Genomic DNA, 25706 nt, shown 5'->3' with positions numbered 1-25706 from the left:
GGTTGCAGTTTAAAACCAATGGCGATAGCCTGCATCTGTTTTCAAAGTGCAACCATATGATGAGTGCCACATCGCTTCCCCGCCCGCTGCTGGTCCTGCTTGCGGCTGCCGCCGGCGCCAGCGTCGCCAACGTCTACTACGCGCAGCCGCTGCTGGATCAGCTTGCACGCGCCTTTGCGCTGGACCGGGCGGTGGCCGGCGCAGTGCTGGCTGCCACCCAGGCCGGCAGCGTGCTGGCATTGCTTGGCCTGCTGCCGCTGGCAGACCGCGGCGACCGGCGACGCCTGCTGCGGCTGCAGTTGATCGCGCTGGTGCTGGCCCTGTTGTGGCTGGCGGCGTCACGCACGGCGAGCTGGCTGTTGTCGGGCATGCTGCTGGCAGGCCTGCTGGGCACCGCGCTGACCCAGGGCCTGATTGCCTATACCGCCATGCTGGCACCGCCCGAGCAGCGCGGTCGCGTGGTCGGTGTGGTGCAGGGCGGCGTGTTCATCGGCCTGCTGCTGGCGCGCGTGGTGTCCGGTACGGTGGCGGCGGCCTTTGGCTGGCAGAGGGTCTACCTGCTGTCAGCGGTGGTGATGGCAGCGTTGGCGGCGCTGCTGTGGCGGCGCCTGCCCGCAGTACCGGTGCCGTCGGTCCCTCCACGCTGGCGCGAGCTGCTGGGCTCGATGCTGGGCATGCTGCGCCGCGATCGAACGCTGCGCGAGCGCGGGCCGCTGGCATTGCTGCTGTTTGCCGGCCTCAATGTGTTCTGGGCGGCGGCACCCTTGCCGCTGTCGGCACCGCCGCTGCACTGGTCGACCGCAACCATCGGCGCGCTCGGCCTGGCCGGCGTGGTCGGTGCGCTCATGGCGGCGCGGGTCGGACACTGGATGGACCGTGGTTTCGCGCATCGGGTCAGCCTCGGCGCGCTGTTGTTGATGCTGGTCGCGTGGTGGCCGCTGCTGGGCCTCCCGCATTCGCTGTCCTTGCTGCTGCTGGGGGTGGTCGTGCTCGACCTCGGCGGCCAGGCACTGCATGTCTCGAACCAGGCATTGTTGCTGCGTGCACCGGCAGAACAGCATGGGCGCCTGGTGGCGTTGTACATGCTGTTCTATGCACTGGGCAGTGGTGCAGGCGCGGCGGCGGGGCCCTGGATGCAGGTGCGGCATGGCTGGCCTGCCGTGTGCCTGCTGGGGGCAGGCATCGCGTTGCTGGCGCTGCTGTGGTGGGCAGCATGGCGGGTGGGGGCGGTGAAAGCAGCGGCTGGCGCGCGAACCGGTAGAGTCGACTTTTAGTCGACTGCTCTTCGTTCCGACGGCGAAAAATCCCGCGCTGCGCGCGATAGTCGACCAGCGGTCGACTCTACCTGTCCTGCCGTCATCGCTGCAGTGCACGCCGCCCCGGGGCTTCCTGCAGGTCCGCGCTGGCGACCACCACGCGGTTGCGGCCGCTGCGCTTGGCCTCGTACATCGCGGCGTCGGCACGTGCCATCAACCGCTCGTAGTCCGGATGACCATCGTGACCGGCCACGCCGATGCTGGCGGTCAGCTCCAGCACCTGGCCATTGGCCAGTGCTACCGGTGATTGTGCGATCTGTCGGCGCAGGTTCTCGGCGATCACGGTCGCCTGCGACTCGCTGGCGGCCACCAGCACCACCACGAATTCTTCGCCGCCATAGCGGAACAGGTAGTCGCTGCCACGCGTGAGCTGGCCGAGCAGGCCGGCCACGTGCTGCAACGCACGGTCGCCGGCATCGTGGCCATGGCCGTCGTTGATTGCCTTGAAATGATCCAGGTCGAGCAGCAGCAGCGAGAACGGTGTGCGGTTGCGCGTGGCCAGCTCGATTTCCCGGCGCAGCACGGTGGGCAGGAAGCGACGGTTGAGCAGGTTGGTCAGCGCGTCGCTGCCGGCATCCAGTTCGCCGATGCGCTCGAACAGCAGCGTCATCAGGGTGCGGATGGCGGCCAGGTCCTCGCGGATGGCCGGCAGCACCGCCAGTCGCTGCGCCGGAGCATCGCCACTCGCGCGCTGCAGGTGGCCGTCAATGCGGGCCATCAACTGGCCCACCTGCTGCGTTTCGCTGCTTTCGCCGAAGCTGGGGATGCCCTTGTGGGTGAACCACAGGCCGAACTCCGAGGTGGCCAGGCTGGCGTTGTCGCTGGCCTGCACGTGGCCGGCGAGGGCGTAGAGCAGGGCGTTCTCCCAGTCCAGCAGCAATGCGCGCTGGCGCTCGCGTTCGGTACCGACGTTCTGTACCAGCGAGAACAGCCGGTAGGCGGCGTCGGCACGGGTGGAGCGCTCGCGCGCATGGGTGTAGGCCAGGGTCATGCCTTCCATGGCGATGTCCATGATCGCGCTGAGGCAGGCGATGGCGGCGAACGCGGTCGCGCTGTCGGGCGCGTCGGCGCGCAGGCGCACGAACAGCTCGTGCTTGAGCACGCGCGCACCGCGGGTGACCAGGTCGACCGGGATGCCGACCCGTGCGTGTACGTCGCCGATCACCCGCTGCGAGGCGACCGTGGTGGCGATGCCAGCGGCGTCGGTGGTCAGCAGCTGTACCAGCCAGCGCTGCATGGCCGGCTGCAGGCGCTGCTTGACCTGGTCGTGGGACAGGAAGCGGCGTGCGCGCCCGTCCTGCAGCAGCACTTCGTAAAAGCGCTGGGCCAGCGCGGGTGGGGCATCGGTGGCAGCGGCGTTGAGCAGCGCGGTGGCGGCAGGGCCGGCCTGTAGCAGGCATTGCTGCCAGGCCTCGGCCAGCGGCTGGCTGGCATCGTCCAGTTGGGGTGGTTCCACGTCGATCTCTGACTGCGTACGGCAAACCATGGGTATCGGCCGCGGTGGCATACGGTTGATGGCGGGGTAGCCGGCCAGTTTACGCGCGGTGCAGGCTTGCACGGTGCGCAAAGCACATCGACGCCGCTGCGGCAATGAGTGAACGCATTTGAGAATCACTCGCATTGATGGGAGAATGCGCGCACGGAGCGGGCTGCAGGTGCCTGCAGGACGGCTCCGCCTCCCCCCCTCGTCGTTGCCTCAAGCCCTTTGCCAGAGGCCCCGCAGCCCTGCCAGAAGGTCCTGATCATGTCTCCTGCCGTTGTCCATTCACCGCGCCCGCTGGCGCTTGCCGTCGCCGCCCTGCTGGCGGGCAGCGCCCTGACCGCCCAGGCCGAAACCGACGCCACCGACATCGACACGGTGCACGTCACCGCCTCGCAGATCGCGCGCCAGGCACTGGGTACCTCGACCATCACCGCCGAGGATATCGCCCGGCGCCCGCCAGCCAACGACATCGCCGAGCTGTTGCGGACCATGCCGGGCGTCAACCTGACCGGCAACAGCGCCTCGGGGCAGTACGGCAACAACCGCCAGATCGACCTGCGTGGCATGGGCCCGGAAAACACCCTGATCCTGGTCGATGGCAAGCGCATCGGCGCACGCGATGCCGTGCGCATGGGACGCAGCGGCGAGCGCAATACCCGCGGTGACACCAACTGGGTGCCGGCGGAAATGATCGAGCGCATCGAAGTGCTGCGCGGCCCGGCGGCGGCACGCTATGGCTCCGGTGCCTCCGGCGGCGTGGTCAACATCATCACCAAGCGCCCGACCGGTGACCTGACCGGTGCGGTGGACCTGTATGGGCTGGTGCCCGAACACAGCGCCGAAGGTGGCAGCGAACGCGTCGGCCTGCAGCTGAGTGGGCCGATGACCGACACGCTGTCGTTCCGCCTGTACGGCAATCTCAACAAGACCGACGCGGACTCGCTGGAGCTCAACCGCCAGTACGCTACCAACCCCAACGCGGTGCCACCGGCCGGCCGCGAGGGCGTCAAGAACCGCGATGTCAACGCGCTGCTGCGCTGGGACGTGACCGCCAACCAGGTGGTGGAGTTCGAAGCCGGCACCAGCCGCCAGGGCAACATCTACGCTGGCGACCGCGCGGTCAGCACCACCGGTACCTCGACCGGCGTTGACCTGGCGGCACTGGCCGAGGGCGAAGCGGAGACCAACCGCATGTACCGCAACACCGGCGCGATCACCCATCGTGGCCGCTGGGGCGACGTGACCTCGCGGGTGACAGCTGCGGTGGAGGCGGTGAACAACTCACGCATCAACGAAGGCCTGGCCGGTGGCCCGGAAGGCAGCTTCAACGGCACCGACTGGTCGACCTCGCGACTGCGCAACTACCAGCTGGACGGCGAAGTGAGCTTCCCGACCACGCTGGGTGGTGCCGAGAACATCTGGACGCTTGGCTTTGAATACCTGGACAGCCGCCTGACCGACCCGTACTCGATGAGCCAGTCCAGCAGCAGCGGCGGCGGCATCCCGGGGCTGTCGGCCGATCGTGCGCGGGGCAAGGCCGATGCGCAGACCACCGCCGTGTTCGTCGAAGACAACATCTACCTGGGTGAGCGCTGGATCGTTACCCCGGGCCTGCGCTTCGACCACCACAGCCAGTTCGGCAACAACACCAGCCCCAGCCTCAACGCGCAGTTCCGCATCAACGGCGACTGGGTGGTGAAGGGCGGCATCGCCCGGGCGTTCAAGGCGCCGAACCTGTACCAGTCGAATCCGGACTATCTGTATTACACCCGTGGCAATGGCTGCCCGAATGCACTGCCGAGCCTGGGCGCCGGCTGCTACATGCGCGGCAATGCGGACCTGAAGGCGGAAACCAGCCTGAACAAGGAACTCGGCATCGAGTGGGCACCGCAGAGCGGCTGGCAGGCCTCGTTGACGTACTTCCATAACGACTACAAGGACAAGATCCAGGCCGGCTACACCCAGATCGGCCTGACTGCCGACACCAGGGGCCGCATCTTCCGCTGGGAGAACGCGCCGAAGGCGATCGTGCAGGGGCTGGAAGGCAACCTGGTGATCCCGCTGCTGGGCGAGCAGGGCAACCGCCTGAAGTGGAGCAACAACTTCACCTACATGGTGGAGAACGAGAACAAGCGCACCGGCCAGCCGCTGTCGGTGATTCCGAAGTACACCGTCAACACGATGCTGGACTGGCAGGCCACCGACAAGCTGTCGCTGCTGCTGACCGGCACGTTCTACGGCAAGCAGAAGCCGGCCACCACCAACATCAACAATGATCCGCGCTGCACCGGCACCTGCGACCCATCGATCGCACTGCAGGATCGCGGTGCGTACAACATCTGGGGCGTGAGCGCGCGCTACAAGGTGACCGAGACGGTCAGCTTCGGCTTCGGCGTGAACAACCTGGCCGACAAGCGCCTGTTCCGCGAGGCCAACAGCAGCGATGCCGGCGCGGCGACCTACAACGAGCCGGGCCGCGCGTACTGGGCCAGCCTGCGCTTCGGGTTCTGACCCGATGAGGCCTGCGCCGGGGCGTTCCCCGGCGCAGCCTGAAGGCTACTTCACCTGCCGGCAATCGCGCAGGTGGACGCCACCGGTGTCCATCTTGTCGACCACGCCTTCCAGTTTCACCCAGTCGTTCTCGCGCAGGGTGGCGCCCAGCGCCATCTGATCCGGCGCGAGCGCACAGTGCACGGTGAAGTTGGCATTGTTGTCGTCGTTCGACTGGCGCCCGCCGATGCCACCGATGCCCTTCATCTTGGTGACCAGATAGCCCACCTCGAAGGTCTTGGCAAAGCGGTTGGGCTGGGCGGTGTACACCTGGCCATCGATGATGAAACGACGGCCGAAATACTTGACGAGCAACGGCTGGTACATCGCATCGGTATCCGGCGGGGTGCTGGTGCCGGAGAACAGCGCCCTGAGCGGTGCGGTGTTGATTTCCCGCTGCAGCCGCTTGGCGTCCTTGCCCATTTCGGTGGACATGCCGACCGCAGTGGCCTGGATCGGCTTGTCGAAACCGCTGGAGACACGCACGGCTTCCGCGATCGCCTCGCCTTCGGGGCCGGTCTTGAGCTTGTCCAGCCAGCCACACAGCGCGCTGCGTGCGTCCTCTTCCTTGGCGGTCTGCCCGCGTGACAGCTTGGTACCGACCACCACGTTGCCGCCATTGGAGGCGGTGATGATGCTGACCAGCGGCATCTTGGTGTCGGTCTGCAGCACGTACATCTGGCCTTCGGTCTCGGTGATGACATCTCCGCTGACGAAGTTGTTGCCTTCGTCGAGTGCCGCCTTGCGCAGCTGGCCCAGCGCACTGCGGGGCTTCAGGCCGGGAAGGGTGACCTCGGAGGTGAAAAACTGGCCATTGCGGGGGTCGCCTACCGCCTGGAAGTTCTGCTGGCAGGTCTTGGCCGAGGCGCTTGCGGCCACGCCCAGCGTGAAGGCCACGGCGACGGCGACCCAGGGGGTCTTGGTAGTCCACATGTTCCGGATTCCTTGTGCTTGGGTGTCCATTGCGGGCCGCAACGCCGAAGCGGTCTGGCTGCCCGTTCCCCGTCCAGAGGGGATGTGGTCATCATAGTGTGGCCCGGCACGGGCGCAAGCTGCGGCGAGCCGCGACGTGCAGTCTGCAATGTTATAAACACCGTGATAGTTTCCCCACGGCCGCCGGCGTAGCCTGCCTCCATCGCAAAGGAGCTGTTGCCATGGGCCACGACCACGATCACCTGCCATCCGAGATCCGCCACGAGAAACCCCTGTGGTGGGCGCTCGGCCTGACCTCCACCTTCCTCCTCGTCGAAGTGGTGGGCGCGTTCTGGACCAACAGCCTGGCGCTGTTGTCCGACGCGGCACACATGGCCACCGACGCGCTGGCCCTGATGATCGCGCTGGTCGCGGTGCGGCTGAGCCGGCGCCCGCCGGATGCGCGTCGCACCTACGGCTATGCGCGCCTGGAAGCGCTGGGCGCAATGATCAACGGCGCGATGCTGTTCGTGGTTGCCGGCTACATCCTGTGGGAAGCCGTCGGGCGCTTCAGCAAGCCGCAGGAGATCGCCTCCACCGGCATGCTGGTGATCGCCTCGGCCGGCCTGGTCATCAACCTGATCTCGATGCGCCTGCTGCAGGCCGGCAGCGGCGAGAGCCTCAACGTGAAGGGCGCCTACCTGGAAGTATGGGCGGACATGCTCGGCTCGGTGGCGGTGATTGCGGGTGCGGTGCTGATCCAGTTCACCGGCTGGAAGCCGATCGATCCGATCCTGGCGGTGCTGATCGGCCTGTGGGTATTGCCGCGCACCTGGGTGCTGATGCGCGAGGCGATCAACGTGCTGCTGGAAGGCGTGCCCAAGGGCATGGACGTGGCCAAGGTGCGCGACAGCCTGTCCAGCCACGCCGCGGTAATGGACGTGCATGACCTGCACGTGTGGGCGCTGGCCTCCAGCACGCCGGCGCTGACCGCGCATGTCGTGATGCGCGACGGCACCGATGCCGATGCGCTGCGCCGTGAGCTGAGCGGGCGCCTGCACGATGACTTCGGCATCGAGCACGTGACACTGCAGCTTGAAGCGGACCACTGCGGCGAAGCCTGTGGTGAACCGGCGCCGGCCAAGGGCGGTGAGCACGAGGCCCATGAACGCCATGACCACGGCGAGGACGCGCAGGGCCATCGCGGCCACGTGCATCGTTGAATGGGATATGCCGTCACGCGGATCGGGTGAAACCGGCCGGGCGAAACCGACCGGGCGAAACCGGCTTGGTAGAGTCGACTGTTAGTCGACTGCTCTCCGGCGGGGCTGCGACGAAGCCCGCGCTGCGCGCGTTAGTCGACTGTCAGTCGACACTACCCTGTCGCGAGGCCAGGTGGGTCGGTTCCGGCAGGAGGCCGCCATGCAGAGTCTGCTACGAAACCAGCGGGGTGGCACCGCCTTGGTAGAGGCGACTGTCAGCCGACTGCTCTCGCAGCGAGGCTGCGACGAAGCCCGCGCTGTGCGTGATAGTCGACTGACGATCGACTCTACCCTGTCGTCCCGACACGACCGCGCAGGTTGCATCCGTCGAGAACAGCGAAGGTCATTCGTCCCGTCGCGAGGCCAGCCGATCCGCCAGCCGGGTCGGCTCCGGCAGCCGGTAACCGCGCAGGGTGCGCTGCACCCAGTCCAGCGCGGTATCGGCACTGACCCGATGGCCACCGGCCACGAACAGCGGCTTGCAGCGCAGCTTGCTGCGCAGCACCCAACCCAATTGCTCATCGCCATCGAGCAGCGGCGTATGCGCGCCGGCCTCGGTGCCCGGTTCGACGAAGCGGCCGACCAGTTTCGACTTGGCCACACCGATGCTGGGCAGGTCGGTGACCACGCCCAGATGCGCGGCCACGCCCAGCCGGCGCGGATGGCTGATGCCGTGGCCATCGACGAACACCAGTTCCGGCGTGCGTGGCAGCAGCGCCAGTGCGGCCAGCAGAGCTGGCAACTCCCGGAAGCTGAGCAGGCCGGGAATGTACGGCATCACCGTGGGAATGCGCGCTATTACCTGCGCCACGGGCTGCAATGTCTTCGCATCCAGCAGGACCGCTGCGGCGCGGGTGGTGGCACCGTTGTCCTCAAAGCCCACATCCAGCCCGGCCAGCCAGCGCACGTCGTTGGGCAGGCGGTCCTGGCGCTCCACGCGGCTGGCAAGCTGGGTCTGCTGCGCGCGGGCAGCGGCGACGCTGCCTTCCCAGCGCCCGGGGTCGATCACCGTGTTCATTGGCTGGAGCATCGCATGCGCGGCGCCACGGCCCGGTGAGCGGCAGCCGGGGCTACAATGGCGGCCTGCCTTTCCTCGCGTTGGAGACCCTGCAGTGACCCGTAAACTCGTACTGTTGCGCCATGGCCAGAGCCAGTGGAACCTGGACAACCGCTTCACCGGCTGGGTCGATGTCGACCTGACCGAGCAGGGGCGCCGGGAAGCGGCCGCCGCCGGTCGCCTGATGCGCGAGGAAGGCCTGCAGTTCGACGTCGCCCATACCTCCGTACTGAAGCGCGCCATCCACACCCTTCAGGGTGCGCTGGCCGAGCTGGAGCAGGACTGGCTGCCGGTGAACAAGTCCTGGCGCCTCAACGAGCGTCACTACGGCGGCCTGCAGGGCCTGGACAAGGCCGAGACCGCCGCCAAGCACGGCGAGGAGCAGGTCAAGGTGTGGCGCCGTTCGTACGACATCCCGCCGCCGCCGATGGAGCTGGAAGATCCGGGCCACCCGATCCATGACCGCCGCTACGCCGGCCTGGACCGCAACGCGCTGCCGGGCACCGAATCGCTGGCCACCACCCTGGATCGCGTGCTGCCGTACTGGCACGACGCGATCGCGCCGCAGCTGAAGGACGGCAAGACCGTGCTGGTCACCGCCCACGGCAACTCGCTGCGCGCGCTGTACAAGTACCTCAACAATGTCTCGCGCGAGGAAATCCTCGAGCTGAACATCCCGACCGGCATCCCGCTGCTGTTCGAACTGAACGACGACCTGACGGTGCAGTCGTTCCGCTACCTGGGCGACCCGGAAGCGGCGCGCAAGGCTGCTGAAGCCGTGGCCAACCAGGGCAAGGCGAAATAAGTAGATACCCACCGTTGGTGGGTATTCTTCTGCTGGGTGTGTGCGGACCAACGGTCTGCACACACCCGCTTGCGACCACGGGCGTTCCCCCTGTGACCTTTGGCCGGTCCCTGTCGTGGGCCTCCCCGGCTACCCTGTGAAATTACCCGCAGGAGAGCCTCATGAACGTCCGCAACCTGGTCCCGCTGGGCCTGACCATCGCCATCGCTGCCTCGCTGGCGGCCTGTGGCAAGAACGAAACCGCACCGGCGGCCGGTGCCGACGCCAAACCGGCCTTCGACCTGTCGCAGATCAAGACGCCGCTGATCTCGCTCAACAGCGCCGACCTCGATCCGGCCATCTCGGCCTGTACCGACCTCAATGGCTTCGTCAACAGCAAGTGGCTGAAGGCCAACCCGGTGCCGGGTGACCAGACCACCTGGGGCAGCTTCGAGATCCTGCGCGAGCGCTCGCTGGAAGTGCAGCACGCGCTGGTGCAGCAGGCCGCCGCCAGCCAGGCCAAGGCCGGCTCGGTGGAAGCCAAGATCGGTGACATCTGGAAGACCGGCAATGACGAAGCCAAGATCGAAGCCGCCGGCCTCGCGCCGCTGCAGCCGCAGCTGGACAAGATCACCGCGCTGAACGATACCGCCGCCATCACCCAGTACCTGCGCGACAGCCAGGCCGAGGGCAAGGGCGTGCTGTTCTCGCTGTTTGCCAATGCTGATTACAAGGATTCGGCCAACGTCATCGCCTACGTCGGCCAGGGCGGCCTGGGCCTGCCGGAGAAGGGCTACTACTTCGACGATGCGCAGGCCAAGATCCGCGACGCCTACGTGGCCTACATCGCGCAGGTGCTGACCCTGTCCGGCGTGGACGCCGCGCAGGCCGCCGAGCAGGCCAAGGCCGTGATGGCCTTTGAAACCCGCCTGGCCAAGGCCTCGATGTCGCGCATCGAAATGCGTGACCCGGCCAAGCGCTACAACCCGCTCAGCGCCGCAGACGCCGACAAGCTGACCCCGAACTTCAGCTGGACCGCGCTGTTCGACACCCTGAAGGTGCCGGCCGCACAGAAGTTCTCGCTGGCCCAGCCGGGCTTCTTCGGTGAAATGGACAAGATGCTGGCCGATGTGCCGGCCAGCACCTGGCAGGCCTACCTGCGCTTCCACACCATCGACGACGCCTCGCCGTACCTGAGCAGCCAGTTCGAGAAGGCCAACTTCGAGTTCTATGGCAAGACCCTGCGCGGCCAGCAGGAAATGCAGCCGCGCTGGAAGCGCGTGCTGGAGTCGGTCAACGGTGGCATGGGTGAAGCCCTTGGCCAGCTGTACGTCGACGCCGTGTTCCCGGCCGAGTCGAAGGTGGCCATGCAGCACCTGGTGGAGAACCTGTCGCAGGCATTGAAGGCGCGTCTGGAGCAGCTGCCGTGGATGGGCGAGGAAACGAAGAAGAAGGCACTGGAAAAGTGGGCCAGCTTCACCCCGAAGATCGGCTACCCGGACAAGTGGCGTGACTGGGCGGGCCTGCAGACCAACGGCGACAGCTACCTCGGCAACATGCAGGCAGCGCGTGCGTTCAACTACCGCTACATGCTGGACAAGATCGGCAAGCCGGTGGACAAGACCGAGTGGGGCATGACCCCGCAGACGGTCAACGCCTACTACAACGCCACCAAAAACGAGATCGTGTTCCCGGCGGCGATCCTGCAGGCGCCGTTCTTCGACGCCAAGGCCGATCCGGCGCTGAACTACGGCGGCATCGGTGCGGTCATCGGCCACGAAATGATGCACGGCTACGACGACTCGGGCAGCCAGTTCGCCGCCAACGGCAACTTCGACAACTGGTGGACCGACGCCGACCGCAAGGCCTTCACCGAGCGTACCGACCAGCTGGTTGCACAGTTCGATGGCTACGAGTCGGTGCCGGGCGTGTTCGTGAAGGGCAAGCTGACCCTGGGCGAGAACATCGGCGATCTGGGTGGCCTGACCGTGGCCTACGACGCACTGCAGATGGCGCTGAAGGAAGACCCGAAGGCGAATGTGGAAGTGGATGGCCACAGCCAGGACCAGCGCTTCTTCATGAACTGGGCCACCGTGTGGCGCCGCAACTTCACCGACGGTGAGCTGCGCGTACGCCTGAACACCGACCCGCATGCGCCGGCCAACTTCCGAGCCAACGGTGCACCGTCGAACATGCCGTCCTTCTCTGCGGCGTTCCAGTGCAAGGCCGGCGACGCGATGGTGCGTGCCGACGACAAGCGCGTGGTGATCTGGTAATCGATCACCCGTGATGCGTGCGAAAGGCCCGGCGAACGCCGGGCCTTTTGTTTTCCAGGCCGATAGCGATGAGCGGACGGGTAGAGTCGAGTGTCAGTCGACTATCGCGCGCAGCGCGGGATTTTCTCGATCCGAAGAGCAGTCGACTAACAGTCGACTCTACCGCCGGGCGTTTCACGTGCCGGGAGTCGACCAACCGGTTCGACGGAATCCGCTTGGTAGAGTCGACCGTTGGTCGACTATCGCGCGCAGCGCGGGATTTTCTCGATCTGGACGAAGGGCAGTCGACTAACAGTCGACTCTACCCGGCGGGTCGTTTCACGTGCGGGAAGATCTCAGGCCAGCTCGGGTTCCTGCGCCAGCAGGCGATGGAAGCGTTGCAGAACGTAAGGATCGATCAGGCCACCAGATTGCTCGTCGATGATGCGCAGAGCCGTCTCGTGTTCCATCGCGGCACGGTAGGGACGCACGCTGGTCATCGCGTCATAGGCATCCGCAACGGTGACGATGCGTGAGCCCAACGGAATGCTCTCGCCGCGCAGCCCATCGGGATAGCCACTGCCATCGAACGCCTCGTGATGGGCGCGGATCAGCCGCGCAACCGGTGCCGCGTCGCTGCGGCCGGTGGCCAGGAAGATGTGTTCACCGCGCACCGGATGCTCGCGCATGATTGCGCGCTCCTCATCGGTATGCCGGCGCGGGGCCAGCAGCACCTCATCGGGAATGCCGATCTTGCCGATGTCATGGAAGCGTGCGGCCAGACCGATCTGCGCACTGGCCTCGTCATCCAGATCGCAGTGCGTGGCCAGGCGCTGCGCGAGCAGGCCAACGCGGTCGCAATGGTGGCGGGTATAAGCGTCGCGCATCTGCAGCGACATCGAGAGGGCATCGATCAGGCAGGCCTGTGCATGCAGCAGGTCGGGGGCGGGTACGGCGTCAGGAAACATGGTCATCCGCCCGCACCGGGTGGGGACCGGTGCGGGGTGTTCGGGGGCGATCAACCCGGGGCGAGGGTGGTCAGAAGGGCGCGGGCCGCGTTGAAGCGGTCCTCCGGCAACGGCAGAGGATGCTTGATGCGAAGCTTGTCGGGCCCTTCCATGGCATAGAGGTTTGGCTGTTTCTGGATCAGCTGGATCACCGCCATCGGATCGATGTTCGGCTTGGACTCGAACACGATGCGGCCGCCGTTCTCACCCAGGTCCAGCTTGCGGATGCCCAGCGTGTTGGCTTTCAGCTTCAGCTCGGCGATGGCGAACAGGTGCTTGGCCGCATCCGGCAGCAGGCCGAAGCGGTCGATCATCTCCACCTGCAGTTCGCGCAGTGCATCGCTGTCACGCGCGCTGGAAATGCGCTTGTACAGGGTCAGGCGGGTGTGCACGTCCGGCAGGTAGTCTTCCGGGATCAGTGCCGGCACATGCAGCTCGACCTCGGCACCACGCACTTCCTCGCCGGCATCCAGGTCGGGCAGCTTGCCCTGCTTGATGCTGCGAACCGCGCGCTCCAGAAGCTCGGTGTACAGGCTGAAGCCGACCTCGGCCATCTGCCCGCTCTGGTCCTCGCCGAGCAGTTCGCCGGCACCGCGGATCTCCAGATCGTGCGTGGCCAGGGTGAAGCCGGCGCCCAGTTCGTCCATCGAGGCGATCGCTTCCAGGCGCTTCTCAGCGTCGGGGGTGATCGCGCGGCGGTCGGGGGTGATCAGGTAGGCGTAGGCACGGTGGTGCGAACGGCCCACGCGGCCACGCAGCTGGTGCAGCTGGGCCAGGCCGAAGCGGTCGGCGCGGTTGATGATGATGGTGTTGGCGTTGGGGATGTCGATGCCCGATTCGATGATCGTGGTCGACAGCAGCACGTTGAAGCGCTGCTTCTGGAAGTCCAGCATCACCTTTTCCAGCTCGCGCTCGGGCATCTGCCCGTGGGCGATGCCGATGCGCGCTTCCGGCACCAGCTCGGACAGCTCGCGCTGCATGCGGCCGATGCTTTCCACGTCGTTGTGCAGGAAGTACAGCTGGCCGCCACGTGCCAGCTCGCGCTGGAAGGCTTCGCGCAGCAGCGCGTTGTCCCACTGGGTGATGAAGGTCTGCACCGCCAGCCGGTTCGGCGGCGGCGTGGCGATGATCGACAGGTCGCGCAGGCCGGCCATGGCCATGTTCAAGGTGCGCGGGATCGGCGTGGCGGTCAGGGTCAGCAGGTGCACGTTGGCGCGCAGCGCCTTCAGGGCTTCCTTCTGGCGCACGCCGAAACGCTGCTCTTCGTCGACGATGACCATGCCCAGGTCCTTGAACTTCACGTCGGGCTGCAGCAGGCGATGGGTGCCGACGATGACGTCGATGGTGCCGGCAGCGACCTTTTCCAGCTCGGCCTTGATCTCCTTGGTGCTCTTGAAGCGCGACAGCACCTCGACCTTCAGCGGGTAATCGGCGAAGCGGTCGCGGAAGTTGCGGTAATGCTGTTCGGCCAGCAGCGTGGTCGGCACCAGCACGGCCACCTGCTTGCCGGCACTGGCGGCGGCGAATGCCGCACGCACCGCCACCTCGGTCTTGCCGAAACCGACGTCGCCGCAGACCACACGGTCCATCGGCTGGCTGTTGGCGAGGTCGCGCAGGGTGGCGTCGATGGCGGCCAGCTGATCGGGGGTTTCCTCGAACGGGAATCCGGCTGCGAACGGCTCGTACATCGCACGGTCCACCTGCAGTGCCAGGCCGGCACGCGCCTGGCGGCGGGCCTGGATCTCCAGCAGTTCGGCAGCGACGTCGCGCACCTTTTCGGCGGCCTTGCGCTTGGCCTTGCTCCACTGCTCGCCACCGAGCGAATGCAGCGGCGCGGTTTCCGCTGAAGCGCCGGAGTAGCGGCTGATCAGGTGCAGCTGGGCGACCGGCACATACAGGCGGTCGCCCTTGGCGTATTCGATTTCGAGGAACTCGCCGGGCATGCCGCCGACGTCCATCGCGATCAGGCCACGGTAGCGGCCGACGCCATGGTCCTCGTGCACGATCGGTGCACCCTCGGTCAGCTCGCCGAGGTCGCGGATGATCGCTTCCGGCTCGCGGCCGGCACGGCGCGTGCGGCGGGTGCTGCCGGCGCGCTCGGGGAACAGCTGGCGCTCGGTCAGCACCGCGATGCGCGGATCGTCCAGTGCGAAGCCATCTTCCAGCGGTGCCACCGCGATCGCGAAGCGCGCATCGTCGGCGAGGAAGCTGGGCAGGTCGGCCACCACCGGCGGCTTCAGCTCGGCGGCCTGCAGCACTTCCAGCAGGGCCTCGCGACGTCCGGGCGAATCGGCGGCGATCAGTACCCGGCCCGGATAGTGGCCGAGGAAGGATTTCAGCGCGTCGCCAGCGGGGGCCTCGCGCGCGGCCACCGGCAGCGGCGGCAGCGGCTGGTCACCCAGCGCATGGGCATCGGCGATGCGCGCGTGGTCAGCCGACCACACCTCGATGCGCGGGGCATCGTTCAGGCGCTCGCGCAGCAGCTCCGGCGGCAGGTACAACGCCGAAGGCGGCAGCAGCGGGCGCTCCACATCATGGCGGCGCTGCTCATAGCGGTCCGCGGTCTGCGCCCAGAACGCGACGGACGCTTCATACGCACCGGTACAGACCACCGGCAGGCTGCCGTCGGGCAGGTAGTCGAACAGGGTCGCGGTGCGTTCGAAGAACAGCGGCAGGTAGTACTCGACGCCGGCCGGGGCCAGCCCGGACTTCAGATCCTGGTACAGCGAACTGCGCCGGGTATCCACATCGAAACGCTCGCGCAGCGTGGCCAGCACGCGTGCGATGCTGGCCTCGTCCATCGGCACTTCGCGGCCGGGCAGCATGTGCACCGCCTCGACCTTGTCCAGCGAACGCTGGCTTTCCGGATCGAAGGCACGGATCGAGTCGATGTCCTCGTCCAGTAGTTCTACCCGCAGCGGCTCGTCGGCGCCCATCGGGAACACGTCGAGCAGGCCGCCGCGCACCGCGAAGTCACCTGGGTCCATCACCTGCGGCACGTTGCGGTAGCCGGCGCTTTCCAGGCGACGCTTCTCGGCTTCCAGGTCCAGGCGCTGGCCGACTTTCAGGTCGAAGCTGCCACCGATCACATAGCTGCGCGGGGCCAGCTGCTGCAGCAGGGTCTGCACCGGCACGATCACCAGGCCGCGCTTCAGCGCCGGCAGGCGGTGCAGGGCGGACAAGCGCTGCGAGATGATGTCCGGATGCGGGCTGAAGCGGTCGTAGGGCAGGGTTTCCCAGTCCGGGAAGGCGACCACCGGCAGGGCCGGGTCACCGCCAAGCAGGGTCTGCAGGTCGGCTTCGAGCTGGTTGGCACCGTGGTTGTCACGGGCGATCACCAGCAGCGGGGCGTCATGCGCACGCGCGGCCTGGGCCAGGTACCAGGCCAGGGCGGTCGGCGAGGCGGGGGCGCGCCACCAGGCGCGGAGCTGGCCGGCGCGCGGCAGCGGCGGGGCGGGGTATGAGGTACGCGACATGGACCCCAGATTTTAGCAGAAGCCCGATCGAAGCCCGGTGGGTCGTGCCGGCCGTTTGCCGACGGCCTCACGTGCCGTTGGGGGAACACAATGCCGGCCAGCGGCCGGCACTACCGGGAGGCATGGCCGGGCAGGGCCCGGCGCATCCGTCAGTTGTCCAGCTCCAGCACCATCCGCACCAGGCCTTCGGCACCGGTCGGGTGCGGCACCGGCTTGAAGCCCAGCGAGGCGGCCAGCTGCTTCATCGGCTCGTTCTCGGCGGCAACGTCGCCGTACAGGCGGTCGAGGTACTTGCCGCGGCCCCACTTCACCAGCTTGCGCATCAGCTGCCGGCCCAGGCCCTGGCCAATGAGGAAGCGGCTGATCAGGATCGCGTACTCGGCTTCACGGGTACCGGGGATGATCGAGGCCCGGGCGACCGCGCCGACCACCGCTTCGCCAGCGGGCAGGGACTCGGCTGCGACCAGGGTGATCTCGGTCTTGGGATTGGGGTGGGTCAGGCGCTGGGTGGTTTCCGGTGACAGCTCGGTCACCGCCTGCAGGAAACGATCACGGATTTCTTCCGGCCCGAACAGGCTGAACGCCGCTTGCAGCGGTGCGCCGTCTTCCGGGCGGATGGGGCGGATCAGCAGCTCGTGGCCGCTGGGAGCCTTGAAGATCTCATGCCAGGGCGGCATGCGGTTGCGAGTGGCCATACCGGGTGATTCCTTGGTGGTCCATCGATTGTGGCATCACCGGGGCTGCATTCCGTGAACGAAAGGCTCACGGCGGTACAGCCTCGTGAAGGCCGTTATTCGGGGGCTTTGAGCCAATCCAGGCGGGTGCTGGCCCCCGGTTCGCCCAGGTGCTGGCGCAGCGCCGGCAGGGCCGGGCCGACCACCCGGTCGAACTGCCACGGCGGGTTGAGCAACAGCATGCCGCTGCCGTTGAGGCGCAGCGGCGAGTCGTCCGGGCGCACCAGGAACTCGATCGTCATCGCCGACTTGACCGGCAGGGCAGTGGCCTTGCGCAGGAAATGCAGGATGGTGCGGCGCTGCTTGATCGGGAACCAGACCGCACAGGTGGCCTGCGGCCAGCGTGCCAGGGTCTCGGCCAGGGCAGCCAGGATGTTCTGGTATTCGGCGTCCTGCGCCTCGTACGGCGGATCGATCAGCACCAGGCCACGACCGATCTTGCTGCCGTTGAACTTCGGCGGCAGCAGCGAGCGCAGCAGGGCATAGCCATCGCCAGCGCGCACATCGACGCGGCTGTCATGGGCGAACAGGGCCTTCAGCGTGGCCGTTTCGGCTTCCTGCAGCTCGCAGACCGCCATCCGGTCCTGCGCGCGCATCGCCTGTGCGCTCAGCAGCGGCGAGCCCGGGTAGTTGGTCAGCGCTCCCACCGGGTTGTCGGCCTGGACCGCCTTCAGGTAGCGCTCGACCACCTCCGGCAGCTTGGGCTGGGCCATCAGCCGCATGATCCCGGATTCGGCCTCCAGGGTCTTGCGGCTCTCTTCGCTGGCCAGCAGGTAGCGGCCGGCACCGCCGTGGGTGTCGAGCACGAAGAACGGGCTGTCCTTGCGCTTGAAGCTGTCGATCAGGGCCAGCTGCACGATGTGCTTGAGCACATCGGCGTGGTTGCCGGCATGGAAGGCGTGGCGATAGTTCATGGGCGGCAGTGTACGGGGCGGCGGCCGCAGCGGCTATGCTGCGCGCCATGACAGCTCCCGTTGCCCATGTCCTGGTAGTCGAGGACGAAGCCGCCATCGCCGAAACCGTGCTCTATGCGCTGCGCAGCGAGGGCTATGCCGCCAGCCACTGCCTGCTCGGCGGGGAGGCGCTGCAGCGGCTGCAGGCCGGGGATATCGACGTGGTGGTGCTGGACGTGGGCCTGCCCGACCTGGGCGGTTTCGAGGTGTGCCGGCGCCTGCGCGCGCAGCCCGGGCCGGCGGCGCAGCTGCCGGTGATCTTCCTGACCGCCCGCAATGATGAAGTGGACCGCGTGCTCGGCCTGGAGCTGGGCGCCGACGACTACATGACCAAGCCGTTCTCGCCGCGCGAGCTGGTGGCGCGGGTGCGTGCACGCCTGCGCCGTGCGGCGCCGGTCATCGCAGCGCCCAGCGCCGATGCAGGCTGGCAGGAACATGGCGCGTTCGCCATCGACCGCGAAGGCCGGCGCATCCGCTTCCGTGGCCAGGCACTGGATCTGACCCGCTACGAGTACGCGCTGCTGGAGGCGCTGCTGCAGCGACCCGGTGCCATCCTCAGCCGTGCCCAGCTGATGGACCGTGGCTGGGACAGCAGCGCCGACAGTGCCGACCGCACCGTCGATACCCATGTAAAGACGCTGCGTGCCAAGCTGCGCGCGGCCGGTGCCAGCGACGACCCGATCCGCACCCACCGTGGCCTTGGCTACGCGCTGGAGGTCTAGCCGATGCGCCTGGTGCTGAAGCTGTTCCTGGGCTTCTTCCTGATCACCGGCATCGCGGCCTTCTTCGTGATGCGCGTGTTCGTCAACGAAGTGAAGCCGGGTGTGCGCCAGGCGATGGAATCGACCCTGGTCGATGCGGCCAACGTGCTGGCCGAGATGGCCGCCGCCGACGTCAAGGACGGCACCATCCGCAGCGGCAGCTTCACCCGCAACCTGGCCAAGGCACGGCAGCGCGACCTGAAGGCAATGGTCTGGCGTTTCCCGAAGCGCTCGCTGGATTACCGGGTGACCATCACCGATGCCAAGGGCATCGTCATCTACGACTCGCTTGGCCGTGACCTTGGCCGCGACAATTCGCGCTGGAATGATGTCTACCGCACCCTGCGTGGCGAGTACGGTGCCCGTTCCAGCCCCGAGATTCCGGGCGAGGAAGGCGATACGGTGATGCATGTGGCGGCGCCGGTATACGACCCGGCCGATGGCCGCACCCTGATCGGCGTGCTCAGCCTGGCCCAGCCCAACCGCAGCATTGATCCGTTCATCGCTGCCAGCCAGCGCGCCATCATCGAGCGCGGTGCCTGGCTCATCGGATTGTCGGCGCTGGTCGGCGTGCTGGTGACGATGTGGCTGACCACTGGCCTCGGCCAGCTCAGCCGCTACGCACGCGCGGTCAGCGCGGGCGAACCGGTGCCACCACCACGGCGCCGCCGCGACGAGATCGGCGATCTCGGCCAGGCGCTGGAAACGATGCGCCGCAAGCTCGAAGGGAAGGCCTACGTCGAGCAGTACGTGCAGTCGCTGACGCACGAGATGAAGAGCCCGCTGGCGGCGATCCGCGGTGCCGCCGAACTGCTGCAGGAGCCGTTGCCCGAAGCGGACCGCGTGCATTTCGCGCGCAGCATTGTCGATCAGCAGGAGCGGCTGACCGAGACCATCGACAAGCTGCTGGCGCTGGCCGAAGTGGAACAGCACGGCTGGCTGCAGACCCGCGACCCGATTGCATTGCCGGCATTGCTGGCCGATGCGGCCGCGGCCGCGCAGGTGCGTGCACAGGCGGCCGGTGTGCGGGTCCACATCGGCAACGTGCCCGACCTGCGGGTGCAGGGCGACGGCTACCTGCTGCGGCAGGCGCTGCACAACCTGATCGACAACGCGATTGCCTTCTCGCCGTCCGGCGCGGAGATCGCGCTGCAGGCCGAGGTGGATGGACAGGGCGTGCGCCTGCAGGTGGCCGACCGCGGCGCCGGCATCCCGGACTATGCGCGCGAACGGGTGTTCGAACGCTTCTATTCGCTGGCGCGGCCCGGCAGCGGGCGGCGCAGTTCCGGCCTGGGCCTGCCATTCGTGCAGGAAGTCGCGCGCCTGCACGATGGACGCGCCAGTGTCGACGTCCGCGAGGGCGGCGGCACCGTGGCCAGCCTGTGGCTGCCATCGGGTGCGCCGGGCCAGCGCCCGCGCCGCTGACTTCACACTCGCTTCAAATTCGCCACAAACCCTGCTCACCCCAGCGGTCCATCCTGCAGCCCTCTCAAACGAGGATGGACCATGAAATCCCTGAAGATGCTGCTGAGGTTCGCCATTGTCGGCGGGCTGATCCTGCTGCTGCTGGTGCCGCTGACCATGATCCGCGGGGTCATCAACGAACGCAGCGCATACCGCGACGAGGCGTTCTCGCGGGTGGCCGACAGCCGCGCCGGTGCACAGCAGCTGGTGGGCCCGGTGCGGGTGGTGCCATGGGTGGAACGCAAGCAGGTTGAACTGGTCGACCCACTGGGCGTCAAGAAGACCGAGATACAGGTCACCGAGGGGCACTGGCTGCAGATGCCGGCGTCGCTGGAGGTGGGCGGCGAGATGCTGCCGAGCCAGCGCGAAGTCGGCCTGTTCAAGGTACCGGTGTACAGCTGGAACGGCCAGATGAAGGCGACCTTCGCCGCAGACGACTATCCGGTGAAGGCCGGCCGCAGTTACGGCCAGCCGTATGTCGCGGTTGGTGTATCCGATGTGCGGGGCCTGGTGGGTACGCCGAACCTGCGCGTGGATGGCAAGCAGCTGCGGTTGCTGCCGGGCGTTGGCGCGGCCAGCGAGGTGGGGCGAGGCCTGCACGCACCGGTGGCCGGTTTCGCTGCGGATCAGGGCGGCACGCTGGCTGCCAGCACGGTTGAACTGGAGCTGCGCCTGGATGGCAGCCGCATGCTGTCGGTGGTGCCGGTGGGCGATGACACCCAGATCGCGCTGCGTTCGAGCTGGCCGCATCCGTCATTCAGCGGTGCGTTCCTGCCCAACGAACGCCGCGTTGATGCGCAGGGCTTCGATGCACGCTGGGCGGTGTCCTCGCTGGCCTCCGATGCCCAGCGCCAGCTGCGCAATGATGGTGCGGTCGACTCGCAGGCGGTGACGGTGTCGCTGGTCGATCCGGTCGATACCTACACCCAGGCCGACCGTGCCTCGAAATACGGCGTGCTGTTCGTGCTGCTCACCTTCGTCGGCTTCATCCTGTTCGAGCTGATCAAGTCGCTGCGCATCCACCCGCTGCAGTACCTGATGGTGGGCCTGGCACTGGCGATCTTCTTCCTGCTGCTGATCAGCCTGTCCGAGCACATCGCGTTCTGGAAGGCCTATCTGGTCTCGGCGGTGGCCTGTATCGGCCTGCAGGCGGTGTACCTGGCCAATGTGCTGGGCCACTGGAAGCGCGGTCTCGGCTTCGCTGCGCTGCTGACCGTGCTGTACGGCGCGCTGTATGGCCTGCTGGTGTCGGAGAACAACGCGCTGTTGATGGGTTCGCTGCTGCTGTTCGTGATCCTGGCGCTGGCGATGTGGGTGACGCGCCGGGTCGACTGGTACGCGCTTGGCGCGGAACTGAAGTAAGGAGCAGGTCATGGGCTGGCGCCAGGGATTGCGGCAACGGGCACGGCAGGGCATTCCGGCCCTGCTGGAAGTGGATGCGCTGCTGCAGGCACATGGCGTGCTGGCGGCCCTGCCGGGGGCGCGGATCGCCCCCGGCCTGGTCCGCTTCCAGCTGGCGGCGGTGACCTGCGAAGGATTGCAGGGGCAGGGATTGCGCTGGCTGCAGGGCGCGCGGCAGGGACGCGGTGCGGTGGCTGGCCGGGTGCCGCGCTACCGGCCATGGAAGGCCGGGGCGGAGGCGCTGGCCGAGATCGGTATCGGTGGCCTTCCGGATGACTGGCCCGCACACGCGGCGGTGTACGGCTGCAGCAGCATCGACCGGCGGCACTGGTTGCTGCTGCTGCCGGAACGGGCACAGTTGTGGCTGGGGTGGAGCGGGTGATTGGGCTGTTCATCCACGCATGGCGTGGATCTACTGTTGTGGGTGCGAACCTTGGTTCGCACGCTCCCGCCCATGACCGATGGGACGGTATCCCCGCGCCCCTGCTGGCTAGACTCGACGAGTTGATGATCGAGCCGAAGGGCAGGGGTGCGATGTGTTGAAGTGGGGCATGCTGGCCGCAGCGCTGGCGATGGGTGGCAATGCAGCAGCGCAGCAGCGCGAAACGGTGGACCTGGACATGGTCAGCCGCATCCGCCAGGAGGCGTTCCATCGTTCGCAGGTGATGGACACTTTCAGCTATCTCACCGAGCGCATCGGCCCGCGCCTGACCAACTCGCCGGCGATGGGGCGCGCCAACGCCTGGACCCGCGGCAAGTTCAACGAATGGAAGCTGGACAACGTCCACGACGAGGCCTTCGACGACTTCGGGCGCGGCTGGGAGTTCACTTCGGCGAGCGTGGAGATGCTGGGCGACCGCGTGCAGCCGCTGCATGCACTGCCCAAGGCCTGGACGCCGGGCACCAAGGGGCCGGTTGAAGGCGAGCTGGTCCAGGTCGAGATCAAGAAGCCCGAAGACATCGAGAAGTACCGCGGCAAGCTGCGCGGCAAGATCCTGCTGCTGGGCGAGGCCCGCGAGTACAAGCGCGGCACCGAGGCGGATTCGCATCGCCACGACGCCACCTCGCTGGAAGGCCTGCAGGAGTTCACCCTGCCCAAGGACAAGGACGCCACCGCCGAGCGTGCCAAGCGGGTCAAGGAGTACCAGGAACGCCAGCAGCTGGCGACCAAGGTCAATGCGTTCTTCGTGGAAGAGGGCGCGCTGGCCTCGATCAGCATCAGCAGCTGGGACAACGGCATCATCCGGGTTGCCGGTGGGGGTTCGCGCAAGGCCGGCGAGTCGGTGGGCATCCCCGAGCTGGCGATGATCAGCGAGCACTTCAATCCGCTGGTGCGCGCGCTCGAGGCCAAGCAGACGGTGCGCCTGCGCGTGGATGTGGCAGCACGCTTCACCGATGAGGCCGACCAGCCCGGTTACAACACGCTGGCCGAGATCCGTGGCAGCAGCAAGCCCGATGAAGTGGTGATGATCGGCGCGCACCTGGATTCCTGGCACAGCGGTACCGGTGCGGCCGACAACGCGGCTGGCGTGGCGGTGATGATGGAGGCGATGCGCATCCTCAAGGCCACCGGCGCCAAGCCCAGGCGCACCATCCGCGTGGCGTTGTGGAGCGGTGAGGAACAGGGCCTGATCGGCTCGCAGGCCTATGTGGCCAAGCACTTCGGTCGTTTCCCGGAACCCACCGACCCGGCGCAGAAGGCGCTGCCGGCCTCGCTGCGCGAGCCCACCGGCGCGCTGCAGAAGACCCGCGATTACGGCAAGTTCCAGGTCTACTTCAACATGGACAACGGCTCGGGTCGCTTCCGCGGCATCTATGCGCAGGAAAACCTGGCGGCGATGCCGATCTTCGAAGCCTGGCTGGCGCCGTTCCATGACGTGGGTGCCACCACCGTGGCCACCCGCAACACCGGCAGCACCGACCACATCAGCTTCGACCGCATCGGCCTGCCGGGCTTCCAGTTCATCCAGGACCGGCTGGACTACTTCACCAATGTCCACCACAGCCACCTGGACACCTGGGACCACGCCGAACCGGACGACCTCAAGCAGGCCGCAGCCATCGTCGCCTCGTTCGCCTACAACGCCGCGATGCGCGAGCAGCCGTTCCCGCGCAAGGTGGAACCCTAAAAGGGGACGGAGGGGATTAAGTCGTTTCTCCCCTCCGTTTCCCGGTTGCAGGCCCAGCGGCTGGGCAATCGCGACTTAATCCCCTCCGTCCCCTTTTTTCCGTCGGGGGCGGAGGGCTGGTAAAATCGGGGGATTCCCGTTCCTCGAGCCGTCCATGACCTGCCGCACCCGCTTCGCCCCCAGTCCCACCGGCTACCTGCACATCGGTGGTGCCCGCACTGCGCTGTACTGCTGGCTGGAGGCCCGCCACCGTGGCGGTGAGTTCGTGCTGCGCATCGAGGACACCGACCGTGAACGCAGTACCCAGGGCGCGATCGACGCGATCCTGGAGGCGATGGAGTGGCTGGGCCTGGACTATGACGAAGGCCCGATCTACCAGACCGACCGCGTCGCCCGTTACCTGGAAGTGGCCGAACAGCTGCTGGCCGACGGCAAGGCGTATTACGCATACGAGACCCGCGAAGAGCTTGACGCGATGCGCGAGGCCGCCATGGCCAGGCAGGAGAAGCCGCGCTACAACGGTGCCGCGCGTGACCTGGGCCTGCCGCGCAAGGATGACCCGAACCGTGTCATCCGCTTCAAGAATCCGCTGGACGGCACTGTGGTGTTCGACGACCTGATCAAGGGCCGTATCGAGATCGCCAACAGCGAGCTGGATGACATGGTCATCTTCCGCCCGGACGGCTACCCCACCTACAACTTCGCGGTGGTGGTGGACGACTGGGACATGGGCATCACCGAGGTCATCCGCGGCGACGACCACATCAACAACACCCCGCGCCAGATCAACCTGTACGAAGGCATCGGGGCCCCGGTGCCGAAGTTCGGCCACATGCCGATGATCCTGGACGAGCAGGGCGCCAAGCTGTCCAAGCGCACCGGCGCGGCCGACGTGATGCAGTACAAGGACGCCGGCTACCTGCCCGATGCGCTGCTGAGCTACCTGGCCCGCCTGGGCTGGTCGCACGGCGACCAGGAGCTGTTCAGCCGCCAGGAACTGATCGATCTGTTCGACGTGAAGGACTGCAATTCCAAGGCCTCGCGCCTGGACATGGCCAAGCTGGGCTGGGTCAACCAGCATTTCCTGAAGACCGAGGACGTGGCCGCGATCGTGCCGCACCTGGTCTACCAGCTGCAGAAGCTGGGCCTGGACGTGGCCGCTGGCCCGGCCCCGGAGGACGTGGTGATCGCCCTGCGTGAACGCGTGCAGACCCTGAAGGAAATGGCCGAGAAGGCCGTGGTCTGGTACCAGCCGCTGACCGAGTACGACGAAGCGGCGGTGGCCAAGCACTTCAAGGCCGGTGCCGAGGTGGCGCTGGGCAAGGCCCGCGAGCTGCTGGCGGCGTTGCCGGAATGGACCGCCGAATCGGTGGGCGTCGCCCTGCACGACGTGGCCGCAGCGCTGGAGATCGGCATGGGCAAGGTCGCCCAGCCGCTGCGCGTGGCCATCACCGGCACCCAGGTCAGTCCTGACATTTCCCATACCGTATACCTGGCCGGCCGCGAGCAGGCCTTGAAACGCATTGATGTGGCCATCACCAAGGTAGCAACGGCCTGAGGCATCCTTGCCAGGCCCGAACCGGAGAACACGCATGCCCGCCAAGACCGCCACTGCCTGTACCGCCCCGCACCACCACGTCCACGACGCATCGGATTTCGTGGCGGTGGTCGAGCGTGTCTCGCGCGAACGCGGGCTGCGCCTGACCCCGATCCGCGCCAACGTGCTGAAGCTGATCGCCGAGGCCGGCAAGCCGGTCAAGGCCTACGAGCTGCTGGAATGGGTACGCAACGGCAAGGGCGTGGGCGCTGACGCCCCGCCCACCGTGTACCGCGCGCTGGACTTCCTGATGGCCAATGGCTTCGTGCACAAGCTGGAATCGGTGAATGCCTTCGTGGCCTGCCACCATCCCAGCAGCGCCGCGCATTCGGTGCCCTTCCTGATCTGCAACAGCTGCCACAGCGCGGTGGAACTGGAAGACCGCGAGATCGTCACCGAGTTGGAGAAGCGGGCCAAGGAGCTGGGCTTCCAGCCGCAGGCACAGACCCTGGAAGTGCATGGCCTCTGCGCGCGCTGCGCCGGCTAACGCAACGGTAGTGCCGGCCGCTGGCCGGCATTTTGGAAACGGGGTCAGATCCCTTTGCCAGTGGCAAAGGGATCTGAC

At 67.2% G+C, this 25706-nt stretch carries 19 protein-coding genes; 12 read left to right on the top strand and 7 right to left on the bottom strand.

The annotated features are described in order from the left end of the window. The first annotated feature begins 59 nt into the window (after positions 1–59). Positions 60–1274 (top strand): MFS transporter, encoded by a 1215-nt coding sequence (locus O0K41_RS02740; protein ID WP_049451946.1) that lies wholly within the window; start codon positions 60–62, stop codon positions 1272–1274. An 82-nt stretch (positions 1275–1356) separates the two neighbouring features. Here O0K41_RS02740 and O0K41_RS02735 read toward each other — a convergent pair whose 3' ends face one another. Next, positions 1357–2772: a GGDEF domain-containing protein gene (locus O0K41_RS02735; RefSeq protein ID WP_108270635.1), complete on the bottom strand. Its 1416-nt coding sequence runs from the start codon at positions 2770–2772 to the stop codon at positions 1357–1359. Positions 2773–3060: 288 nt separating this feature from the next. Between O0K41_RS02735 and O0K41_RS02730 the strand changes: the two genes are divergently transcribed. Continuing rightward, entirely contained in the window at positions 3061–5310 is a 2250-nt protein-coding gene (locus tag O0K41_RS02730) for a TonB-dependent siderophore receptor (RefSeq protein ID WP_049452113.1), read from the top strand. Between the two features lie 45 nt (positions 5311–5355). On the opposite strand, the gene O0K41_RS02725 is transcribed toward O0K41_RS02730, so the two are convergent. Then, the gene (locus O0K41_RS02725) at positions 5356–6282 is read right to left on the bottom strand and encodes a hypothetical protein (protein ID WP_088436617.1); all 927 of its coding nucleotides are present in this window, start codon (positions 6280–6282) and stop codon (positions 5356–5358) included. Between the two features lie 221 nt (positions 6283–6503). Here O0K41_RS02725 and O0K41_RS02720 point away from each other — a divergent pair, with 221 nt between their 5' ends. Then, positions 6504–7484, top strand: a complete 981-nt coding sequence (locus tag O0K41_RS02720; RefSeq protein WP_164222438.1) for a cation diffusion facilitator family transporter — start codon at positions 6504–6506, stop codon at positions 7482–7484. A gap of 382 nt (positions 7485–7866) precedes the next feature. Here the strand turns inward: O0K41_RS02720 and nfi are convergent, their stop codons facing one another. Further along, positions 7867–8541 carry a deoxyribonuclease V gene (gene nfi / locus O0K41_RS02715; protein ID WP_111687033.1) on the bottom strand — a complete coding sequence of 225 codons (675 nt, stop codon included), beginning with the start codon at positions 8539–8541 and terminating at the stop codon, positions 7867–7869. Between the two features lie 94 nt (positions 8542–8635). Here nfi and gpmA point away from each other — a divergent pair, with 94 nt between their 5' ends. After that, entirely contained in the window at positions 8636–9385 is a 750-nt protein-coding gene (gpmA, locus tag O0K41_RS02710) for a 2,3-diphosphoglycerate-dependent phosphoglycerate mutase (RefSeq protein WP_005408679.1), read from the top strand. Between the two features lie 161 nt (positions 9386–9546). Beyond that, complete coding sequence (locus tag O0K41_RS02705) at positions 9547–11640, top strand: M13 family metallopeptidase (protein WP_099605760.1); 2094 nt, start codon at positions 9547–9549, stop codon at positions 11638–11640. A gap of 335 nt (positions 11641–11975) precedes the next feature. Here O0K41_RS02705 and O0K41_RS02700 read toward each other — a convergent pair whose 3' ends face one another. The 4 genes from O0K41_RS02700 to rlmJ form a co-directional block, all read right to left on the bottom strand. Beyond that, positions 11976–12593: an HD domain-containing phosphohydrolase gene (locus O0K41_RS02700; protein WP_005412694.1), complete on the bottom strand. Its 618-nt coding sequence runs from the start codon at positions 12591–12593 to the stop codon at positions 11976–11978. 44 nt (positions 12594–12637) lie between these two features. Further along, complete coding sequence (gene mfd, locus O0K41_RS02695) at positions 12638–16102, bottom strand: transcription-repair coupling factor (protein WP_308304432.1); 3465 nt, start codon at positions 16100–16102, stop codon at positions 12638–12640. A gap of 149 nt (positions 16103–16251) precedes the next feature. Continuing rightward, positions 16252–16797, bottom strand: coding sequence for a GNAT family N-acetyltransferase (locus O0K41_RS02690; RefSeq protein ID WP_004150340.1), 546 nt, complete (start codon positions 16795–16797; stop codon positions 16252–16254). Positions 16798–16892: 95 nt separating this feature from the next. Continuing rightward, entirely contained in the window at positions 16893–17750 is an 858-nt protein-coding gene (gene rlmJ / locus O0K41_RS02685; protein WP_005408683.1) for a 23S rRNA (adenine(2030)-N(6))-methyltransferase RlmJ, read from the bottom strand. Positions 17751–17785: 35 nt separating this feature from the next. Between rlmJ and creB the strand changes: the two genes are divergently transcribed. The 7 genes from creB (at position 17786) to O0K41_RS02650 (ending at position 25628) form a co-directional block, all read left to right on the top strand. Then, positions 17786–18511, top strand: a complete 726-nt coding sequence (creB, locus tag O0K41_RS02680; protein ID WP_005408684.1) for a two-component system response regulator CreB — start codon at positions 17786–17788, stop codon at positions 18509–18511. A 3-nt stretch (positions 18512–18514) separates the two neighbouring features. Further along, positions 18515–19975, top strand: coding sequence for a two-component system sensor histidine kinase CreC (gene creC, locus O0K41_RS02675; RefSeq protein ID WP_049433040.1), 1461 nt, complete (start codon positions 18515–18517; stop codon positions 19973–19975). An 81-nt stretch (positions 19976–20056) separates the two neighbouring features. Beyond that, positions 20057–21376 (top strand): cell envelope integrity protein CreD, encoded by a 1320-nt coding sequence (gene creD, locus O0K41_RS02670; protein WP_164222623.1) that lies wholly within the window; start codon positions 20057–20059, stop codon positions 21374–21376. Positions 21377–21386: 10 nt separating this feature from the next. Then, the gene (locus O0K41_RS02665) at positions 21387–21797 is read left to right on the top strand and encodes a hypothetical protein (protein WP_012479575.1); all 411 of its coding nucleotides are present in this window, start codon (positions 21387–21389) and stop codon (positions 21795–21797) included. A 169-nt stretch (positions 21798–21966) separates the two neighbouring features. After that, positions 21967–23544, top strand: a complete 1578-nt coding sequence (locus O0K41_RS02660) for a M20/M25/M40 family metallo-hydrolase (RefSeq protein ID WP_049451881.1) — start codon at positions 21967–21969, stop codon at positions 23542–23544. Positions 23545–23698: 154 nt separating this feature from the next. Next, positions 23699–25102 carry a glutamate--tRNA ligase gene (gene gltX, locus O0K41_RS02655; protein WP_123958349.1) on the top strand — a complete coding sequence of 468 codons (1404 nt, stop codon included), beginning with the start codon at positions 23699–23701 and terminating at the stop codon, positions 25100–25102. 34 nt (positions 25103–25136) lie between these two features. Beyond that, positions 25137–25628, top strand: coding sequence for a Fur family transcriptional regulator (locus O0K41_RS02650; RefSeq protein ID WP_164222626.1), 492 nt, complete (start codon positions 25137–25139; stop codon positions 25626–25628). Positions 25629–25706 lie beyond the last annotated feature (78 nt).

Source organism: Stenotrophomonas sp. Sm2128 (genome assembly GCF_030985535.1).
Lineage (GTDB): Bacteria > Pseudomonadota > Gammaproteobacteria > Xanthomonadales > Xanthomonadaceae > Stenotrophomonas > Stenotrophomonas maltophilia.
This window is presented reverse-complemented; position numbering and strand designations above follow the sequence as displayed.

Excerpts from the sequence above, each read along its gene's own strand:
- O0K41_RS02730 (WP_049452113.1), top strand. The coding sequence starts at position 3,061 with ATGTCTCCTGCCGTTGTCCATTCACCGCGCCCGCTGGCGCTTGCCGTC.
- nfi (WP_111687033.1), bottom strand. The coding sequence starts at position 8,541 with ATGAACACGGTGATCGACCCCGGGCGCTGGGAAGGCAGCGTCGCCGCT.
- creD (WP_164222623.1), top strand. The coding sequence starts at position 20,057 with ATGAAATCCCTGAAGATGCTGCTGAGGTTCGCCATTGTCGGCGGGCTG.
- O0K41_RS02690 (WP_004150340.1), bottom strand. The coding sequence starts at position 16,797 with ATGGCCACTCGCAACCGCATGCCGCCCTGGCATGAGATCTTCAAGGCT.
- creB (WP_005408684.1), top strand. The coding sequence starts at position 17,786 with ATGCTGCGCGCCATGACAGCTCCCGTTGCCCATGTCCTGGTAGTCGAG.
- rlmJ (WP_005408683.1), bottom strand. The coding sequence starts at position 17,750 with ATGAACTATCGCCACGCCTTCCATGCCGGCAACCACGCCGATGTGCTC.
- O0K41_RS02725 (WP_088436617.1), bottom strand. The coding sequence starts at position 6,282 with ATGTGGACTACCAAGACCCCCTGGGTCGCCGTCGCCGTGGCCTTCACG.
- O0K41_RS02705 (WP_099605760.1), top strand. The coding sequence starts at position 9,547 with ATGAACGTCCGCAACCTGGTCCCGCTGGGCCTGACCATCGCCATCGCT.
- O0K41_RS02660 (WP_049451881.1), top strand. The coding sequence starts at position 21,967 with ATGCTGGCCGCAGCGCTGGCGATGGGTGGCAATGCAGCAGCGCAGCAG.
- O0K41_RS02720 (WP_164222438.1), top strand. The coding sequence starts at position 6,504 with ATGGGCCACGACCACGATCACCTGCCATCCGAGATCCGCCACGAGAAA.
- O0K41_RS02700 (WP_005412694.1), bottom strand. The coding sequence starts at position 12,593 with ATGACCATGTTTCCTGACGCCGTACCCGCCCCCGACCTGCTGCATGCA.
- creC (WP_049433040.1), top strand. The coding sequence starts at position 18,515 with ATGCGCCTGGTGCTGAAGCTGTTCCTGGGCTTCTTCCTGATCACCGGC.
- O0K41_RS02665 (WP_012479575.1), top strand. The coding sequence starts at position 21,387 with ATGGGCTGGCGCCAGGGATTGCGGCAACGGGCACGGCAGGGCATTCCG.
- O0K41_RS02740 (WP_049451946.1), top strand. The coding sequence starts at position 60 with ATGAGTGCCACATCGCTTCCCCGCCCGCTGCTGGTCCTGCTTGCGGCT.
- O0K41_RS02650 (WP_164222626.1), top strand. The coding sequence starts at position 25,137 with ATGCCCGCCAAGACCGCCACTGCCTGTACCGCCCCGCACCACCACGTC.
- gltX (WP_123958349.1), top strand. The coding sequence starts at position 23,699 with ATGACCTGCCGCACCCGCTTCGCCCCCAGTCCCACCGGCTACCTGCAC.
- mfd (WP_308304432.1), bottom strand. The coding sequence starts at position 16,102 with ATGTCGCGTACCTCATACCCCGCCCCGCCGCTGCCGCGCGCCGGCCAG.